Raw genomic sequence first — 18189 nt, 5'->3', positions numbered from 1 at the left:
CTCATCTCCCGGAAACGCGAGCGGTCCACAATGCGCTCCGCGGCCTTGCAGCCCGACGTTGAGTGGGGGGATACACACAATGAGCACACCAGAAGCGGGGAGCCCGCTCCGGATCAGCGTTATTGGCACCGGATATCTCGGGGCGACGCACGCGATCTGCATGAGCGAGCTGGGTTTCGATGTTGTCGGCGTCGACGTCGACCAGGACAAGGTGCGCCGGCTCGCCGGCGGCGAGGTGCCCTTCTTCGAGCCGGGCCTCGAGGAGCTCCTGCGCAAGAACCTCGAGACCGGCCGCCTGGCCTTCACGACCTCCTTCGCCGACGCGGCGAGCGCGGACGTGCATTTCCTGTGCGTGGGCACCCCGCAGCGCGCGGACTCGGGCGCGGCCGACATGAGCTACGTCGACGGCGCCGTCGAGCGGCTCCTCGCCGCCCAGCCGAAGGCCGGTTCCCTGCTGGTGGGCAAGTCGACCGTCCCCGCGGGGACGGCCGTGCGCCTCGCCGACTGGCTCGCCCGGGAGGCACCCGAGGTCGATCTCGCGTGGAACCCGGAGTTCCTGCGGGAGGGCTTCGCCGTCGAGGACACCCTGCGCCCGGACCGGCTGGTCTTCGGCCTGCCCGCCGACGACGAGTGGTACGGCGTGGCCGACCGCACCGACCGGGGCGACCACACCGGGCGCCGGGTCCGGGTCGAGGCCAGGCTGCGGGAGGTGTACGCGACCGCGCTGGCCGCCGGCACGCCGGCGGTCGTCGCCGACTTCGCCACCGCCGAGCTGGTCAAGGTGGCGGCGAACGCGTTCCTCGCCACGAAGATCTCCTTCATCAACGCGATGTCCGAGGTCTGCGAGGTGGCGGGCGCCGACGTCAAGACCCTGGCCTCGGCCCTCGCCTACGACACCCGGATCGGCGGGCGGTTCCTCGGCGCGGGCCTCGGCTTCGGTGGCGGCTGCCTGCCCAAGGACATCCGCGCCTTCCAGGCACGCGCCGAGGAGATGGGCGCCGGCCCGGCGCTCGGCTTCCTGAGCGAGGTCGACCGCGTCAACCTGCGCCGCCGCAGCCGGACGGTGGAGCTGGCCATCCACCTGCTCGGCGGCGGTGCGGCCGGGCGGCGGGTCGCCGTGCTCGGGGCCGCGTTCAAGCCGAACAGCGACGACATCCGCGACTCGCCGGCGCTCGACGTCGCCGACGCGCTGCGCAAGGCGGGTGCCCGCGTGACGGTCTACGACCCCGCGGCCATGGCGAACGCCGCCCGCAAGTTCCCCGACCTGCGCTACGCCTCGGGCGTCTCCGAGGCGGTCACCGACGCCGACGTCGTGCTGCATCTCACCGAGTGGGCCGACTTCCGCGAGATCGAGCCGTCGCTGCTGACGTCGCTGGTGCGTCGCCCGGTCATCATCGACGGCCGCAACACCCTCGACCCGCAGCGGTGGCGGGCCGCCGGCTGGATCTACCACGCGCTCGGCCGCCCCAACGTATGAGCGGTCCGGGCAGGCCGGGGGAGGCCGGTCCGGACCGGCGCGGCTGGACGAGGCGGGCCCTGCTCGCCTCGTCCCTTGGCGCGTTCGCGCTGGCGGGGACCGGCTGCGGCCTGGTCTCCGACGACCAGCCGTTCGACCCGGCCAGTGAGATCCTGCCGCCGGACACGGCGGCGCCCGTCGCCGCGCCCGCGACCACCGCCGCCGCGCGGCGCACCCTCGCGGACCCGGCCGCGGCGAAGGAGTTCTTCGGCAAGGACCTGGTGGCCCGGAGCCGGTCGAGCTTCGGGCTGGACCGGGCGGAGATCATGGCATCGGACGATCCGCGCTTCCCGAAATTCCTGCGAATCTCACTTCCGGTTGACGCGATGAACCCCGCGGACGCCAGAATCTACGGCGACGGGCCCACGTACGGCGGGACGCAGGTCTTCGTCGATCACACCCTGAGATCACCCTACGAGTTGTACATGCGTTACTACCTGCGGTTCCCGGAGGGTTTCGCCTTTGGTAAGGGCGGTCGCCTGCCGGGATTCTTCGGCACCATCGTCAAGAACCGTCAGCGCACGGAAACGTTGCGAAGCGGATTGGCGACCCGTTTTGCGTGGCGGGACGGTGACGAAGGAATCGTCTATGCGAACACCGCGCGCACCGATCACCCGATCAATGTGATCGGCAAAGGCGCGTGGCACTGGCCGGCCGGCCGCTGGATCTGTGTGGAGCAGGGCGTCAAGCTCAACTTCGAAGGCTTCGCGGACGGCGTCCTGCTCGTCTGGCTGGACGGTCAGCTCGTCCACAAGGAGCAGAGCTTCAACCCGAGGATCTCCAACGACCTGCGCATCGGTGGGATTCTCGTCACAGCGACCTTCGGCGACGGCGGGACCTCGTTCGCGCCGACCTCGCCGCAGACCATGGACCTGGCCGGGTTCACCTACGGCACCGCGCGGCTCAACCCGCTCCCGAAACCCGAGGCGACCTGAGCCGGCTCCAGACCTGAGCCGGTCCGGTCAGCCGAAGCGCTCGGCGTCGAGGGTCTCGAACAGCCGTCGGCTGGTGGCCGCCGCCGCCCGGTTCCCCTTCTGCAGGAACCGGGCGCTGGCCGCCTCCAGGCTCTCGGCGGCGTCGTCCTTGCGCCCGGCCCGGTAGAGCACCTCGGCGCGGGCGAGCAGCGCGTTGCCCTGCCCGTCGATGTCGTCGGTGCGGCCGGCCAGGTCGCACGCGGTGTCGGCGAAGCGCAGCGCCTCGGCGTCCCGCCCGGAGATCGCCAGCAGCTTGGCGTGCACCGAGCACCAGCCCGCCTGGGCGGGGAGCTGGTCGCCGGCGGCGGCGTCCCGGCACCGGTTGACGTACTTCTGCGCCTCCTCCAGCTTGCCGCGCCGGACCAGCACGTCCGACAGCAGGGCGGCCCGGGTGGCCAGGTGCGCGCGCTCGCCCATCCGGGAGAGCTGGCGGCAGCTGCGGCGCAGCTCGCGCTCGGCGATCTCCGGCTCGTCGGCGAGCAGCGCCACGCGGGCCACCACGAAGCCGCTGTGGAACGGGTCCGTGCGGGCGCCGCGGATGTCCCCGACGATCTCCTCGGCGTCCTTGAGGTGGGTGCGCGCCGCCTCCAGGTCACCGGACATGGCGTTGAGCAGCGCGAGCTGCGCGAGCACCGCCCGACGCAGGCCGCGGTCGTCGCCGGCCGCCTCCAGCGCCCTGGTCGCCTTCGCGATCGCGTAGGGCACCGGGCGCGGCACGAGGCTCAGCAGCAGGACCTGCTCGCGCCGCAGCGAGTGCGCGGCCCTGGGCACCCCGGACTCCTCGGCGTGGCGCACCGCGGTCTCCATGGCCTTCTCCGCGGCCGCGAACTGGCCGGCCGCGCCGTACGCCGCCGACTGGCTGCGGCAGGCCAGCGCCGCGCCGACGTCGTCACCGTCCCGGACGAACGCGGCCAGCGCCGCCGTGGCCTCGGTGAGCGTGCTGGCGACCAGGCCCTCGGGGTCGGTCGCGAACAGCACCCGCAGCTGGGCGAGCCGGGCGTGCGCCCGCAGGCCGTCCTCGCCGGCGCGCCGCGCCCGCTCGGTGACCTGCCGCAGGATGCGCTCGGCGTCGGAGAGGCGGCCGAAGGAGTACAGCGCCCAGCCGAGGTCGATCTCAGCCCGCAGCCGCAGCGGGTCGGTCTCCGGCAGCAGCGTGATCGCGCGTTTGAGGAGCTGGGCGGCGCCGGTCTCGTCACCCTGGCGGACGCGGTCTGCCGCCTCGATCAGGCAGGTGGCCGCCGCCCGGCCGAGTTCGATCATCTCGTTGTCGCGCTGCCCGAGCTCGACCCGGTAACGGTAGGCCTGCTCGAGGTGGTAGCCCACCAGCTCGTCGTGCTCACCCGGCCCGCCGACCATCCGCGCCTGCAACCAGCCGGCGAAACGCTGGTGCAGGTCGGCGCGTTGGCGCTTGGACGTCGCCTGGTACGCGCAGTCGCGCAGCAGGACGTGCAGGAACCGGTAGGCGTCGACGCCGGGCAGGTCCGAGCGGTCCGGGTGGACGAGCTCCTTGCGGACCAGTGACAGGCAGTGCTCCGTGACGTACGGGCGCTCGGCCGGGTCGGAGAGCTCGGCGACGGCGTCCAGGTAGAACCGCTCGCCGACCACGGCGGCACGCTCGAGCACCCGGCGCTCCGGGGGCTCGAGGCGGTCGAGTCGGGCGGCCAGCAGCGCGGAGATCGTCGGCGGCACCGTGACCCCGCGCAGGTTCCCGGTGGCGATCCAGCGGGAGCCCTCCCGGCGCAGCAGTCCGTCGTCGACCAGCGCGGCGACCATCTGCTCGACGAACAGCGGGTTGCCCGCCGCCGAGGTGGTGATCCGCGAGACGAGCGCGGGGTCGAGGTCGTCCGAGCCCATCAGGGTGCGGATCAGCCGGTGGCAGCGTGCCTCGGTGAGCGGCGCCAGCAGCATCGACGTGGCGTTCAACTTGCCGCCGCCCCACTCGCGCCGGTCCTCCAGCAGCTCCGGGCGGGACAGGCACAGCAGTAGGATCGGCGCGTCCCGTGACCAGTCGGCGACGTGCTCGATCAGGTCCAGCAGGGTCGGCTCGGCCCAGTGGACGTCGTCGAACCACAGCACCAGCGGGCGCTTCTCGGCCAGGGCCTGGAAGAAGGTGCGGACCGCCCAGAAGCTCTCCTGGGTGCCCAGCTCCGCGCCGCCGAGTCCGACCAGCGGGGCGAGCGCGTCGACCACCTCGGCGGCCTGCGGGACGTCCGCCAGCAGTTCCTTGAGGCGCAGGCGGCCGTCCGGCGCGCTCTCGTCGGCGGACATGCCGGTGGCCTGGCGCACCATCTCCATCAGCGGCCAGTAGGCGATGCCCTCGCCGTAGGACAGGCAGCGGCCGGTGAGCACGGTGGCGCGCGACGCGGTGGCCTGGCAGAACTCGCCGACCATCCGCGACTTCCCGATGCCGGCCGGGCCGAGCACGGTGAACAGGTGGCAGGTCCGCTCCTCGACGACGGCCTCGAAGGCGTCCTGGAGGCGGCGGCGCTCCCGGTTTCGGCCGATCACCGGCGCCGCGAAGCCCTGGGTGGGGGCCCGGCTGCCCGGGCCCGCGGTCGGGTCGACCAGCCCGATCAGGCGGTGCGCCCGCACCGGCTCCCGCTTGCCCTGCACGACCAGCGGGCCCACCGAGCTGACGGTGACGCTGTGCCGGATGAACCGGTACGTGCTGTCACCGATGAGGATCTCGTCGGGTGGCGCCGCCTCCTCCAGCCGGGAGGCGACGTTCACCGGGTCGCCGGTCGCGCCGCCGCCGGCGACGGTCACCTCGCCGGTGTTGATGCCGATGCGCACCCGCAGCCGCAGGCCCCACTCGCGCTGGAGGTCGGCGTTGAGCTCCTCCATCGCCGCGCGGATGTCCAGGCTGGCCCGCACGGCGCGCAGCGCGTCATCCTCGTGCAGCACCGGGATACCGAACACGGCGAACACCGCGTCCCCGATGAACTTCTCGACCGTGCCGCCATGGGCGTGGATGACCTCGCGCACGGTCGTGAAGAACCGCCACATGACCTGCTGCAGCGGCTCGGAGTCGATCTTCTCACCGATGTCCGTCGAACCGGTTATGTCGACGAACATGATGGTCACTGTCTTGCGCGACCCATTGCCCGCGACGGGCAGCGGGTTCCCGCACTCGGAGCAGAAGCGCGCTCGCTTCGGGTTCTCCTCCGCGCATGTCGGGCACGGCACCATGTGCGGGATCGTAGGCCGATCGCGGTGCGGCGCGGCAGGGGATGGGGACACGCGCCGCGCCGGCAGTGACCTATGCCACATCACGGATTCGGTTGGTCCCTTGTTCAGGATGGCAGGTCCCGGTGCAGTGAGGCGCTCGCGGCGGCGGTGAGAACCACCGCCCACGAGATCGCGGCGAGCAGGGACGAGACATGTGTCTCGCTGGTGGGCCAGAGCAGGACGCCCAACGGTGCGGTCGCCGGGCCGTGGAAGCGGGCCCCGTCGAGCACGGCCTCGGCCAGCCCGGACAGGGCGATGGCGCCGGCGGCCGCGGGCGAGCCGCGGGTCAGCGTCCCCACCCCCACTCCGGCCACCCCGGCCGCGCACACCATGAGGACCACGATCACATAGGCCGACAGCAACTCCGCCGGCCGGTCCGCGCGCATCGCCGGCGCGCCATGGCGGGCCGCCCCGCGCGCCCACCAGGCGGCGAACGTCGCCGTGCTCAGCACGGCGCCGATGGCGAGCACGGTGAGCACCTGGGCGCCCAGCACCCGGGACCGCCGCGGGGTGAGCAGCCAGGTGTGGGTGACCGTGCGGTACCGGTACTCGCCGGTCACCAGGATCACCCCGAAGAACATCATCGCGTAGGCGAGCAGGAACCCCGAGCGCGAGCGCAGGCTGTTCCAGGCGACAAGCGGTTCGGCCTGGGCACCCCACAGCAGCAGCAGCGGGACGTGGACCGCCAGTGCGACGCAGAGGCCGACGAGCTGCCACCGCCCCGTTGTGATCTTGAGTAGCTCGGTGGCGACCAGCCGGCCCGTGCCCGGCCCCGTGCCCCGGCGCCCGCGGGAGCGGCCGGAACGGCGGACGACCTCGACGGTCGGGCGGGCCTCGGTCACCGCCACCCGCCTCCGGCCCGCTCGCGCGCCCCGCCGCCGGCCCCGGTGTGTGTCTCGTCGTCGGCCCCGCCGTGCGTCTCGTCGTCGGCCCGGCTGGTCAGGTCGAAGAACGTCCGCTCCAGGTCGGGGCCGGTCGTGTGCAGCTCGACGAGCGGGATCCCGTGGGCCGCGCAGAGCCGTCCGACCTGCTCGGCGAGGCCGTGTGGCAGGCGCAGGCCGTCGGGACCGGTCCGGACGACGTCCTCGGGGCGCAGCAGCTCGGCGAGCCGGTCCGCCTCCGGGGTGCGGACCTCGACGTGCCCGCGGCCCACCTCGGTGGCGGGCGCGGCCAGCACCACCTGGCCGCGGTCGACGATGACGACGTGGTCGACCGTCTGGGTGACCTCGGCGAGCACGTGGCTGGACAGCAGCGCGCTGCGGCCGCTCGCCGCCCACGAGCGCAGGAACCGGCGCAGCCAGCGGATGCCGTCCGGGTCCAGCCCGTTCGCCGGTTCGTCCAGGACGAGCAGCTCGGGATCCCCGAGCAGGGCGCCGGCGATGGCGAGCCGCCCGCGCATCCCCAGCGAGTAGGTGCCGACCGGGCGGTCGGCGGCGGCGGTGAGGTCGACGGCGGCCAGCGCCTCGTCCACGGCCGGGCCGCGCCGCCGCCGGGGCAGGCCGAGCGGCAGCGCCAGGCAGCGAAGGTGGTTGCGCCCGGTGCGGGCCGGGTGCGCCGCCGGCTCGAGCACGGCACCGACTGTGCGGGCCGGGGCGGGCAGCTCGCGGTACGGCCGACCGTTGATCAGGGCGTGCCCGTCGGTGGCGGCCACCATGCCCAGCAGAATTCGCAGCGTCGTCGTCTTGCCCGACCCGTTGGCGCCGAGGAACCCGGTCACCGTCCCGGCGGGCACGGTGAACGAGACATCACGCAGTGCTTCCACTCGCCCGTACCGCTTCGTCAGCCGGTGGACGTCCACCACCGCCGGCGCGGTGCCGGTGCCGGCACTGGGCCAGGCGCCGGGCTCGCTGGCCACAGCGGGGCGCGCGCCGCCGGCCCGGCCGCTGGTGGGGCGGTCGCCGCCGCGGCGCGGGGTTTCACCCACCGTGAGAGCTCCGGTTACCGTGGCCTCCTCGGGTTGGCGCGCCCAGGTGCTCACCTCACGGTAACGGCACCGTGTTAACGGCAGCCGCGTTGTCCCGCACCTGCGCCAGGAGCCGGCCCAGAGTGGCCCGATCGTCCGCCGACAACCCGTCGGTGAAGCGTCGGACGGCGGCCGACGCGCAGGCACGCCCGGCCTCCAGTGTGGTCTTTCCCTCCGGCGTCAGCTCCAGCAGGATCGCGCGGCGGTCGGCCGGGTCGATCTGGCGGCGCACGAGGCCGTCGGCCTCCAGCCCGTCCACTGTCTCGGTCATCGTCCGGGGTGCCACGGAGACGGCGCTCGCCAGGTCCCGCAGCCGCAGGGGGCCGGTCTCCGCGACGAGCCGCAGGACCTTGAGTCGGGGCAGGGTCAGGCCGGCGCCGGCCCGCAGCGACTCGTTGACCCCGCGCCTGACCTGGTGGCCGAGGGCGAGGATGAGGTCGACGACCTCGTCGCCGGTGTCGGGTGGGGGCATGGGCCGGCCGTCCTCTCTGCTGGCGGTGCACGGCTGCACGGCTGCACGCGGTGCGCAGCTGCTGGTGGTGCGGGCTGCCGGAGGTGCGCGGCCGGCAGCCCGGATTTCTGAGCCTCATCTATTATGAGGGAACCTCAGTGAAATGGGAAGAGTTCGTCTGCGGAAAGTGAACGATCGGGAACCTGGCGTGTGCGGCGCCGATCCGGGTCGATCCTGGCCAAATTAGATCAAATTGCAAACGCGCGGACGCGAACCCGAACCGAATGGAGCTGCTGTGGACGCCCTCGACTGCCTGATGACCCGACGCACCGCGACCCGGCTCGTGGAGCCCGGCCCCACCGACGAACAGCTCGCCGTCATGCTCGCCGCCGCGACCACCGCGCCGGACCACAAGATGCTGCGCCCGTGGCGGTTCGTGGTGGTGCGCGGCGAAGCCCGCGAGGTGCTGGCGAACGCCATCACCGCGGCGGCCGAGGCGGTCGGCGGCCTGGCCGAACCGGTCATCCGTAAGGCCGCGGGCAAGGCGACCCGCTCGCCGGTCCTCATCGCCGTGATCGCCTCCCGGGTGCCCGGCGCGCGCGTCCCCCGCGCCGAGCAGGACGCGTCCGCCGCTGCCGCGGCGCAGAACCTCTGCCTCGCCGCGCACGCCCAGGGAGTCGCCTCGGCGTGGAAGTCGACGCCGCTGCCCGACAGTGACCAGGTCCGCGCGGTGTTCGGCCTGACGGGCGGCGAGGAGCTGCTCGGCTGGGTGGAGCTGGGGACGCTCTCGGACGCCATCCCGCTGCCGCCGCGTGAGCCGGTCGCCCTGTCCGCGGTGGCCTCCGAGCTGACCACGGGCGGCCAGCTCGCCCCGGTCGAGTGGGCGGCCCAGCCCGTCCCCGTCGACGCCTAATGACCGGCCCGCCGGCTGGTACGCGGGCGATCGTCCGGGCTCTCCCACCCGGCCCGCCCGGGCCGCCCGGCCCCGGCGGCACCAGAAGACATGGCACCAGGAGACACGGCACCAGGAGACACGGGTCGGCACCCCGGGATGGCGGACTCGTCGGCACCCGTAGGAGGAATGTGGGCCTCAGTGGGGTAGGACACCCCCGCGGTCGGACGCCCGCGCCGATCCGAGCCGGATGGAGGAGCTTCCGGGAGAGCGCCGATCACCCGGCCTGGAATCACATCCAGACCACTAGCCAGCAGCAACGGGACGACGGTCTCGGGCCCGGACAACCGGCCCGTTCCGGCCGCCGCCCGGCGCCCGTTCCGGTCAACTGGCCGCATTCGGTGCCAGCGGCTACCTAAGCTGGATCGAGGCTGTGGGCCGGACCTGCGAGGGGAGGGATGCCGTGACCGGTGATCGTCCGTTTGGCGTGGCCTCCCGCGGCACCTCGTCGGGGCACTTTCGGGGTGCCCCCACCGCCCTCGATTCGCTACATCGGAACAACTTCGACGGCCCGGTTCGCTCCACCGTTCTCTCACGTGCCGGTCTTCGTGTGGTGATCGTCGGTGCGGCCCTCGCTGCCGCGCTCGCCGGTTGCGGCGAGGCGGGGAGTGACACGACGACCACCCGGCCCGAGCCGGCGGTGGCCGCGGCCCCGCAGCCACCGGGAGCGGGTTCGTCCTCGTCCGCGGGCTCCGGCGAGGACGCCGGGTCGGCGGGTGACGGTCAGACCACGGCCGGTGCGGGCACTCCCGGCGCGGACTCCGCGGCGGGCGGGCCGGGGAGCACCGGCTCGGCTTCGGCGGGCGCCGGTGCGCCGGGTTCCAACCCGCAGGCGGGGACCGGCCCGAGCACGCCGGCCGGCCCGGAGGCGCAGACCAGCCCGGACGCGCAGTCCGCGGAGCCCACCGGCCCGGTCGTGCCCGACCTGCCGTCGGTGGCGCCGTCGCCGGTGTTCCTGGGCGAGGCCTGCGTCCCGGGGCGTGATGAGGAGCCCGCCGTCGCCGTCAACGGGCTGGTTCTCTACTGCGTGCCCGGCGAAGCCGGTACCGGGTCGGCCGTCTCCGGCCGGTGGTCGCCGGAGGCTCCGGCGCAGTCCACCCGGTCACGGCCCGAGCCGGGCAGCGAGTGCGAGCCCGCCGACGCGGGGCAGATCGTCCCGGGTGCCGACGGCCGTCCGGTCACCTGCCTGCGTGAGCCCGACGGCGGGATGCGCTGGGCGGACGTCTCCTGACCGCGGTCAGCTCGCCGGTCGGTGCCAGTTCGCCGGACCGAGCCGGTTCGCTGGCTGGCTGGCTGGCGTCAGCTTGCCGGCCGGTGTCGGCTCCGCCGCCGCGGGCGCAGGAGTTCGGCGAGTGACCACACCGGCGGGAGCATCAGCAGGCCGAAGACGGCCGCCCATGCCCAGGGATGATCGGCCAGGTAGGGCACCGCGTCGTCGTGTAGCCAGGGGAAGAGATGGTCACCCACGACCGGGATCACCCCCGCCGCGGCCACCACCGCCAGCCCCGCCACGCCCACGACGGCCAGCCCCGCGGGCAGCACCCGCCAGCCCGTGAGGCTGATCAGCAGCAGCCCCGTCACGGCCACCAGCAGCCCCACGCCGCCCATCGGGCCGGACAGGATGAGCGCGCCCGCGAGTCCGGCGGCGAGCAGCACCGTGCCGAGGGCGATCGTCGCCCGGCGCCGGCCGCGCGTCACGTCGTCCACCAGCGCGTAGGCGACGCGGGCGATGGCGCGCACCGCCGCGACCGCCGGACGCAGCGGCCGCGGCAGCGCGCGCAGCGACGCCAGCCACCCGGTGAGGACCGCCAGCACCTGGGCGACCGTGATGGCGAGGATCGGGCTGTTGGCCCGATCGGTCAGCCGCTCGTCCGAGACGCGGCACGCCCGCAGCACCCGGGCGGCGTCGGCGGGATCGAGCTGGGCCGGGCCGGGCGCCATCGCGTCGAGGAACTCCCGGGTGGGCGCGGAGCCGACCCGGGCACCGGCGATGTCCGCCCGGACGGCGTCGGCGACGCTGGTCAGCTCGCCGGCGGCGATCTCGCGTTGGATCCCGGCGGCGACCCAGGCCGCGGTCTCGGGCAGGGCGGCCGGCACGGCCGCGTCCGGGTCGTCGAGCCAGGCGAGCTCGTCGAGGACGTCCGCGGTGACGGGGCCCGCGGCGACCGTCGCCAGCAGCTCCACGAATTCGGTGAGCCAGGTCGCGGTGCTGTCGGGCGGTTCCGCGCCCGGCGCGGCGGCATCGCGTAAGTGGACCAGCCGCCGGGGGTCGAGCAGGATGCGGGCCAGCCAGGCGGCGCCGTCCAACCGGCCCCACATCCAGTCGCTGGCCCGCCAGGACGACTTCGCGAACGCGCCGAAGTTGCCGAGTTGGAGCCCGGTCAGCTTCCGGTCGGCGCTCGCCCGTGACGGGTCCAGATCGCAGCGGATGTCCGCGCTCACCTGGACCAGCTCCACCGGCTGGTCGACGACGTCCCCGCCGGTCAGGGCGTGGGTGACCAGGTGCAGGTCGAGCAGGGCCAGCGCGGCCCGCGAGCGCCGGGTGGGGAGGTAGCCGACGAAGTCCCGCAGGGTGCGGGTGGCGACCCGGCGCCGCCCGGCGAGGCTCAGCCCGTTCGTGTGGGTGCGCGGCCCTGGCGCGATCAGCGCCGCGGGCCCGAAGGGCCGGTCCTCGTCCTGCCCGTCCCGCTCGTGTCGACCCCCGTGCTCCCCGTCCCCGTGGCCGGGCCTGTCCGCGCGGTCGGTTGTGGCCGTCCGCGATGGTGCTGAGCGGGCGAGGACGCCGGTCAGAAGACCGCGCAGGTTCTCGGTGACCGAGCCCAGCGTGCTCCAGGCGAGCGTGAGGTCGGTCCGGCTGGTCTCCTCGTCGCCGGCGCCGCGTAGCCAGCGGCGGGTCGCCTCGGCCACCACGGCGGCGGACGACGCCCCCGCCAGGTCGCGCAGGGTGTGGCGGACGACGGTGAAGCCGCCCCGGTTCGCCGGCGTCGACGGGAGCGGGAGCAGCTGTGCTCCGGCCTGCTCGCGGGGCGCGACGACCGCCGCGTGCACCTCCCGGGCCAGCGTCGCCAGCGCCACCCGGTCGTCCGGGCCGGTCGACAGGAGGTAGGCCTCGTTGATCATCGAAATCAGGATGCCCTTGGCGGCGTCCACCGCGGGGCGGCCCAGCCGCCAAAGGTCACCGAGGTCGTCCGGGCCGGGCAGCCGGTCCGGGAACTCCGCCAACGCGGCCGCGACCGCCGCGGCCCGCAGGTCCGTCCGTCCGGCCGGGTCCGCGAGCAGCGTCGCCGCGTCCGCGCCGACGTCCGCGCCGATGTTCGTGTCGGCGTTCGTGTCGGTGACGATCCGGTCCAGCGTGCTCAGGACGACGTCCGCGGCGCGTTCGGCCTCGCGGTGGCGGTAGGCCTCGTAGATTGCCTCGTCGGCGAGGCGGGGGCCGCCGGCCGGGGCGAGGCGGAACAGCCCGCGCCGGCTCGCGCGGACGCCGCGTACCGCCTCGTTGTGGTCCCTGATGCGCCGCAGGTCGCTCGCGATCGACTGGTTCAGCGCCGCGCCCAGGGCGCCGAGCAGCGTGTCGGAGACTGTCGGCGTCGACCCGTCGTCTCGGCTCGGCGTGGGGTCGTCCGGCGGGTTGGGCGCGGGCACCACGTAGGCGAGCACGCGGCGGACCTGCCGCCCGTGCGCCGGCCGGTCGAAGATCTCTTGCAGGGCCGGCCCGATCGGGCGGTTCACCAGGATGCCGCCGTCGGAGCCGTAGAAGCCGCTGGCCGCGTTGACGTAGTCGGCCATGTCGGGATGGTCCGCGTCGGGCGAGCTTTGGACGGGAATGTAGGCCGGCTCGAAGGCACCGGGGAAGGCCGCGCTGGCCCGGGCGGCAAGCGCCAGGCGGTTGGCCGCCTCGGGGTCGGTCAGGTCGTCCTCGCCGAAGACGAACAGGCCGCGGTGGTCGAGGTCGCGGACGATGCCGCCGAGGTCGTCCGACCAGCGCGCCGACTCGCCGCGCAGGATCGTGGTCGTGATGAACACCGAGGTCGGGCGAACCGTCCGCGCGGATCTGGCGCGCCTCGCCTCGGCGGTGTGACCGCTTCGGGACGGGGGCTCGAGGCTGCGCAGCGCGGTCTGCAGGGCGGGCAGCATCACGGCGTCGCCGCGCAGCAGCGACGGGAAGCTCCGCTCGCCCGGGCGTCGCATCAGCTCGCGCAGTGATCCCAGCGTGATCCACAGATCGCGCAGCGGGCCCAGGTCGGCGTCGTGGGCGTTGGCGTAGCCGAGCAGCGCCGCGTTGATCCCACCCGCAGAGGCCCCGGCCAGGACGTCCACCGACACCTCGACGTCGAGGATCTCCAGTAGCGCCGCCCAGCGGGACGCGGCCGCCGCGTCGGCGGCAGACAGGCCCTGGTCTCCGGTCCCGGCCACGCCGACGTGACCGTCACCCGCGGCGCGGTCGCGGTGTGCGGAGGCGCCGGTCAGGAGGTTGATCTCCCGGGCGACGCCGCCCATCCACACCGCCAGGCTCGCGCCGCCGGTCATCACGACCGCGAGCCGGACCTCCTGGGTCGACCCGTCGTCGGACTCGTCGGCGACCGCCGCCCTGCCCTCCGTCATGGCCGCAAGACTAAACGTGCCGGACATTACTGACTCGACGTACTTTCCGCCCGACTCCGAACGGATGCGGCTTTCGTCGGCGGATCACCTGGAACCTTGGTTACTCGCGGGTAGCATGGGGCATGACCTACCAGCGAGTAACTACGCCCGCGCCGCCGATGATCATGCGGTGAGCCGGAGGGGAGGAGCCGTCCATGGGGCACTACCGGAGCAATCTCCGCGACATCGAGTTCAACCTGTTCGAGGTGTTCGGCGTGGACCGGACGCTCGGGACCGGGCCCTTCGCGGAGATGGACCGCGACACAGCGCATGAGGTGCTCGCCGAGTTGGAGCGGGTCGCCGTCGGGCCGATCGCCGAGTCCTTCGAGGACGCCGACCGGCACCCGCCGACACTCGACCCCGCCACCGGCACCGTCACGCTGCCCGAGTCGTTCCGCAAGTCCTTCGCGGCGGCGCAGGAGGGCGAGTGGTGGCGGCTCTACGTCCCGCCGCACCTGGGCGGCATGGGTGCCCCGCCGACCATCGCCTGGGCGGCGTCCGAGCTGCTCCTCGGGGCGAACCCGGGGGTGTTTCTGTACATGGCCGGGCCGACGTTCGCCGCGATCCTCGAGGGCATCGGCACGCCATGGCAGAAGAAGATCGCGAACTGGGCCATCGAGCGGCACTGGGGCGCGACCATGGTGCTGACCGAGCCGGACGCCGGCTCCGACGTCGGAGCCGGCCGGACGCGGGCCGTCGAGCAGCCGGACGGGACCTGGCACATCGAGGGTGTGAAGCGGTTCATCACCAGCGGTGACTGGGACATCCCGGAGAACATCCTCCACCTGGTGCTCGCCCGCCCGGAGGGGCACGGCCCCGGCACCAAGGGCCTGTCGATGTTCGTGGTGCCCAAGTACCTGCCCGACCCCGGGACCGGTGAGCCGGGTGCCCGTAACGGCGCCTACGTCACGAACCTCGAGAAGAAGATGGGCCTGAAGGTCTCGACCACCTGCGAGATGCGCTTCGGCGAGCGCGAGCCGGCCGTCGGATGGCTCGTCGGCGACGTCCACGACGGCATCGCGCAGATGTTCCGGGTCATCGAGTACGCCCGGATGATGGTCGGCACGAAGGCGATCGCCACGTTGTCCACCGGGTACCTCAACGCGCTGGCCTTCGCCCGCGAGCGGATCCAGGGCGCCGACCTGACCCGGGCGTCGGACAAGACCGCGCCCCGGGTGGCCATCATCAACCATCCCGACGTGCGCCGGATGCTCATGCAGCAGAAGGCCTACGCGGAGGGGATGCGTGCCCTCGTGCTGTACACCGCTACCTTCCAGGACGCCGTCACGCTGGCGGCGGCCCGCGGCGAGGCGGACGACAACGCGGTGCGGATGAACGACCTGCTGCTCCCGATCGTGAAGGGATTCGGCTCGGAGCGCTCCTACGAACTGCTGGCGAGCTCGCTGCAGGTCCTCGGCGGTTCCGGATACCTGCAGGACTACCCGATCGAGCAGTACATCCGCGACGCGAAGATCGACACCCTGTACGAGGGCACGACTTCCATCCAGGGCCAGGACCTCTTCTTCCGGAAGATCGTCCGGGACAAGGGTCGGGCGCTGACCACTCTGTTCACGCAGGTCCAGGAGTTCGTGAAGGGCGAGGCGGGCAACGGCGCGCTCCGCGCGGAGCGGGAGTCGCTGGGCGCGGCGCTCGACGAGTGCCAGGCCATGGTCGGTTCGATGGTCGGGTTCCTCACCGCCACCGCCCAGGACAAGTCCCAGGTCTACCGGGTCGGGCTGAACACCACGCGGCTGCTGATGAGCATCGGCGACCTCGTCGTCGGCTGGCTGCTGCTGCGCGGTGCCGACACGGCGCTACGTGGGCTGGACGGCTCCCCGTCCGAGCGCGACCGGGCGTTCTACGAGGGCAAGATCGCGGCCGCGCGCTGGTTCGCGGCCAACATCCTGCCGGAGCTGCGCACACGCCGGACGGTGCTGGAGGGCACCGGTCTCGGGCTGATGGAGATGTCCGAAGCGGCGTTCTGACCGTTCGTCCCAGCTCGTTTCAGCCTGGTCGGATCGGTCCAGCCAGTGTGATCCTCCCGGGGCCGCGGTCGTGTCGGCGCGGCCCCGGGAGGATCTTTGTCCGGGCTGGTTCGCGTGGAGTTGTGGCTACCCGCGGCGACCAGGGTCGCGCTCCGTCGTGGAGATGTGCCGATCGTGGTTCTACGGTGTCCGATCTGGGGTAGACGAGCCGTATGGGAACCCCGCTGAGCCTTCTCCTCTTCGCACTGGGTGCCGTGCTCGCCTTCGCCGTCCGTTCCGAACCGTCCGGCCTCGACCTCACGGCGGTCGGGGTGATCCTCATGATCGTGAGCATCGTGGGCCTGGGCGTCACGCTCTACCGCGATCAGTGGCGCCGGAAGATCGTCGAGGAGTCGATCGAGCACGGCGCCGCGCCTCCGATCAGCGTGGACGACACCGTGCTGGTCGACCCGTCCATGCAGATCGAGGCCCCGTCCCACCAGGATCCCGTCCGCCCCGAGACCGGCCACGAGCGCCCCGAGACCGGCCACGAGCGCGGTGTGCCGCACCGGCCGCTGCAGTCGTCCGACGGCAGGTGACGACATGCGGGCATCCCGGTACGGGCCCGGATCCAGGTAGGGGCCGGCTGGCTCAGGTGGTGCGCAGCGGCGGGAACGCCTGGTCGAGCTCGTTGCGCATGTCCCGCTTGAGCAGGTCGTCGGCCTCGGAGGACGACTGGCCCTCGAGAAGGAACCGGGCGACCCGCAGCGTGAGGTCCACGCGCTCGGCCAGGTTGAGCGCCCCGTTGAACCGGCCGCTGGTGCTGGCGGAGGTCAGAACCTTCGCGACGAACTCGTCGGCGGCCTGCAGAGCCTCCACGCGCGTCATGCGTTCACCTCTTCGTGGTGGAAGTTGAGCCGGATGCCGGGTGTGAGGCGCAACCGTACCAGGCAGGACACCTGTCTCCGTTGTGCACCCCTATGCGTCCGTTGTTCCCGGGGGGGTGTATGTGGCGAACTGCGTAGTTCGCCCCGATCAACCAGCCGGCCGGAAGCCCCACCAAAAGCTCACTCCAAGCCGCGGCCGGACGTCCCGTCGAGGCTCGAGTCGTTGTGCGTCGTGTAACCGGGCTGTGGGGTGGCTGGCGCGGCCCGGTTCGCCCGGATCCTCCGCTGTAGGCGGGCTTTCCGGGTCGCCGGCCGCCCCACGGGTCAGCTCCAGGCGAGCGCGATGACGGGGTCGGCGAGGACGGCCGCGACGTCGGCCAGGACCGCCGAGCCGAGCTCGCCGTCCACGACGCGGTGGTCGAAGGACAGCGCGAGGTGGGCCACCGTCCGTACCGCCAGCTCGCCTTCGTGCACCCAGGGAGCCGGGCGGATCGCGCCGAGGGCGAGGATCGCGGCCTCACCGGGATTGAGGACCGGTGCCCCGGTGTCCACCCCGAGAACTCCGACGTTGGTGATGGTGATGGTCCCGCCGGAGAGGTCGGCCGGGCGCAGCCGGTCGGCGCGCGCGGCCTCGGTGAGGGAGTGCAGGCTGCGGGCGAGGTCGACCAGGCCGCGCGATCCGGCGTCCGGGATGTTCGGGACGACCAGGCCACGCGGCCCGGCCACGGCGATGCCGAGGTTGATCCGCTCGTGCACCTGGATCTCGGCGTTCTCCCCGGACGTGTCGCCCACCCAGGTCGAGTTGATCATTGGGTGGCGCCGGACGGCGGTGAGGAGCGCCTTCGCCACGAGCAGCAGCGGCGTGACCCGGATGCCGGCGAAGTCCGGCAGGGCGGCGATCCGCTCGCGGGCCGCCATCGTCTCGGTGACGTCCACGCTGAGGAACTCGGTGGCGTGCGGGGCCGAGAACACGCTGGCCACCATCGCCCGTGCCATGGTGCGCCGCACGCCCGTGACGGGGATCCGCCAGATCCGGTCGGTGTCGTTGAATCCGGCGTCGGGCGGGATGGCTCCGGGCACCCGCCGCATGGTCTCCGCGTGTCCGTTCAGTTCCGGCTGGCGCGGGCCGTCGATTCCGTTGGACGAAGGGACAACGCCAGGGACACGGACCGGCCCAGTGCGGGTCGTCGGAGTGGCGGTGGTGGGGACGGGCGCGGGCTCGGGGGGCGTGGCCTGACGCGCCGCGGTTTCGACGTCGGCGCGGCTGATGGTGCCCGCGGGACCGGTGCCCGCGAGCGTGGAGAGGTCCACACCCAGATCACGCGCGAGCTTGCGGACGGGTGGCTTCGCCGCGACGCGCCCATGCCGCGGGGCCGCCCCGATCGGCACTACGGCTGATCGGTCCGGCGCACCGGCCGCGGCCGACGCCGGGGATACGGCTGGCGCCGAGGCCGGCACCGACGACACGACGGGTGCCATGGCCCCGGGCGCCGAGCTGGCAGTGGGCGCGCCGCTGCTGACCATCGACGAGCCGGGCGACGAGCCCGCGACCGGCCCGACGACCGGGTCAGTCACCGGAGCTACCGAAGCCACCGGCCAGGAGACCATGCCGG

At 73.4% G+C, this 18189-nt stretch carries 13 protein-coding genes; 6 read left to right on the top strand and 7 right to left on the bottom strand.

Annotated elements, in window-relative coordinates; translation table 11 throughout:
* Positions 1-79 precede the first annotated feature (79 nt).
* Positions 80-1477, top strand: a complete 1398-nt coding sequence (locus tag FMEAI12_RS19960) for a UDP-glucose/GDP-mannose dehydrogenase family protein (RefSeq protein ID WP_112107296.1) — start codon at positions 80-82, stop codon at positions 1475-1477.
* On the top strand, positions 1474-2451 hold the full coding sequence (locus tag FMEAI12_RS19955) for a polysaccharide lyase (RefSeq protein ID WP_071064970.1): 978 nt from the start codon (positions 1474-1476) through the stop codon (positions 2449-2451). The genes FMEAI12_RS19960 and FMEAI12_RS19955 overlap by 4 nt, the downstream gene beginning before the upstream one ends.
* A 27-nt stretch (positions 2452-2478) precedes the next feature.
* On the opposite strand, the gene FMEAI12_RS19950 is transcribed toward FMEAI12_RS19955, so the two are convergent.
* From FMEAI12_RS19950 to FMEAI12_RS19935, 4 genes are all read right to left on the bottom strand, one after another.
* Positions 2479-5679 (bottom strand): adenylate/guanylate cyclase domain-containing protein, encoded by a 3201-nt coding sequence (locus FMEAI12_RS19950; RefSeq protein ID WP_041255187.1) that lies wholly within the window; start codon positions 5677-5679, stop codon positions 2479-2481.
* Positions 5680-5783: 104 nt separating this feature from the next.
* Complete coding sequence (locus FMEAI12_RS19945; protein ID WP_235014223.1) at positions 5784-6560, bottom strand: ABC transporter permease; 777 nt, start codon at positions 6558-6560, stop codon at positions 5784-5786.
* Positions 6557-7519, bottom strand: coding sequence for an ABC transporter ATP-binding protein (locus tag FMEAI12_RS19940; protein ID WP_368672092.1), 963 nt, complete (start codon positions 7517-7519; stop codon positions 6557-6559). Before FMEAI12_RS19940 ends, FMEAI12_RS19945 begins: the two co-directional genes overlap by 4 nt.
* Before the next feature lie 178 nt (positions 7520-7697).
* Positions 7698-8153, bottom strand: a complete 456-nt coding sequence (locus tag FMEAI12_RS19935; RefSeq protein WP_112107292.1) for a MarR family winged helix-turn-helix transcriptional regulator — start codon at positions 8151-8153, stop codon at positions 7698-7700.
* Between the two features lie 274 nt (positions 8154-8427).
* Here FMEAI12_RS19935 and FMEAI12_RS19930 point away from each other — a divergent pair, with 274 nt between their 5' ends.
* Positions 8428-9045 carry a nitroreductase gene (locus tag FMEAI12_RS19930; RefSeq protein WP_112107289.1) on the top strand — a complete coding sequence of 206 codons (618 nt, stop codon included), beginning with the start codon at positions 8428-8430 and terminating at the stop codon, positions 9043-9045.
* Between the two features lie 589 nt (positions 9046-9634).
* A complete protein-coding gene (locus FMEAI12_RS19925; protein WP_112107287.1) occupies positions 9635-10315 on the top strand; it encodes a hypothetical protein in 681 nt (226 codons plus the stop codon).
* Between the two features lie 68 nt (positions 10316-10383).
* Here FMEAI12_RS19925 and FMEAI12_RS19920 read toward each other — a convergent pair whose 3' ends face one another.
* Positions 10384-13686, bottom strand: a complete 3303-nt coding sequence (locus tag FMEAI12_RS19920) for a patatin-like protein (protein WP_165938633.1) — start codon at positions 13684-13686, stop codon at positions 10384-10386.
* Between the two features lie 194 nt (positions 13687-13880).
* On the opposite strand from FMEAI12_RS19920, the gene FMEAI12_RS19915 reads away from it, so the two are divergent.
* Together FMEAI12_RS19915 and FMEAI12_RS19910 are read left to right on the top strand one after the other, a co-directional pair.
* Positions 13881-15710, top strand: coding sequence for an acyl-CoA dehydrogenase (locus FMEAI12_RS19915; protein WP_112107283.1), 1830 nt, complete (start codon positions 13881-13883; stop codon positions 15708-15710).
* A gap of 212 nt (positions 15711-15922) precedes the next feature.
* Entirely contained in the window at positions 15923-16288 is a 366-nt protein-coding gene (locus FMEAI12_RS19910) for a DUF6458 family protein (protein WP_235014220.1), read from the top strand.
* Positions 16289-16340: 52 nt separating this feature from the next.
* Here the strand turns inward: FMEAI12_RS19910 and FMEAI12_RS19905 are convergent, their stop codons facing one another.
* Together FMEAI12_RS19905 and FMEAI12_RS19900 are read right to left on the bottom strand one after the other, a co-directional pair.
* Positions 16341-16577, bottom strand: coding sequence for a hypothetical protein (locus tag FMEAI12_RS19905; protein ID WP_018504030.1), 237 nt, complete (start codon positions 16575-16577; stop codon positions 16341-16343).
* Positions 16578-16900: 323 nt separating this feature from the next.
* Positions 16901-18189, bottom strand: a 1289-nt coding sequence (locus FMEAI12_RS19900) for a dihydrolipoamide acetyltransferase family protein (protein ID WP_235014219.1), incomplete at its 5' end; no start/stop codon positions are given.

Origin of the sequence: Parafrankia sp. Ea1.12 (assembly GCF_900465275.1) — a bacterium.
Classification (GTDB): Bacteria; Actinomycetota; Actinomycetes; order Frankiales; family Frankiaceae; genus Parafrankia; species Parafrankia soli.
This window is presented reverse-complemented; position numbering and strand designations above follow the sequence as displayed.

Coding starts and splice junctions, on each gene's coding strand:
- FMEAI12_RS19960 (WP_112107296.1), top strand. CDS start 80: ATGAGCACACCAGAAGCGGGGAGCCCGCTCCGGATCAGCGTTATTGGC.
- FMEAI12_RS19955 (WP_071064970.1), top strand. CDS start 1,474: ATGAGCGGTCCGGGCAGGCCGGGGGAGGCCGGTCCGGACCGGCGCGGC.
- FMEAI12_RS19950 (WP_041255187.1), bottom strand. CDS start 5,679: ATGGTGCCGTGCCCGACATGCGCGGAGGAGAACCCGAAGCGAGCGCGC.
- FMEAI12_RS19935 (WP_112107292.1), bottom strand. CDS start 8,153: ATGCCCCCACCCGACACCGGCGACGAGGTCGTCGACCTCATCCTCGCC.
- FMEAI12_RS19920 (WP_165938633.1), bottom strand. CDS start 13,686: ATGACGGAGGGCAGGGCGGCGGTCGCCGACGAGTCCGACGACGGGTCG.
- FMEAI12_RS19915 (WP_112107283.1), top strand. CDS start 13,881: ATGGGGCACTACCGGAGCAATCTCCGCGACATCGAGTTCAACCTGTTC.
- FMEAI12_RS19910 (WP_235014220.1), top strand. CDS start 15,923: ATGGGAACCCCGCTGAGCCTTCTCCTCTTCGCACTGGGTGCCGTGCTC.
- FMEAI12_RS19905 (WP_018504030.1), bottom strand. CDS start 16,577: ATGACGCGCGTGGAGGCTCTGCAGGCCGCCGACGAGTTCGTCGCGAAG.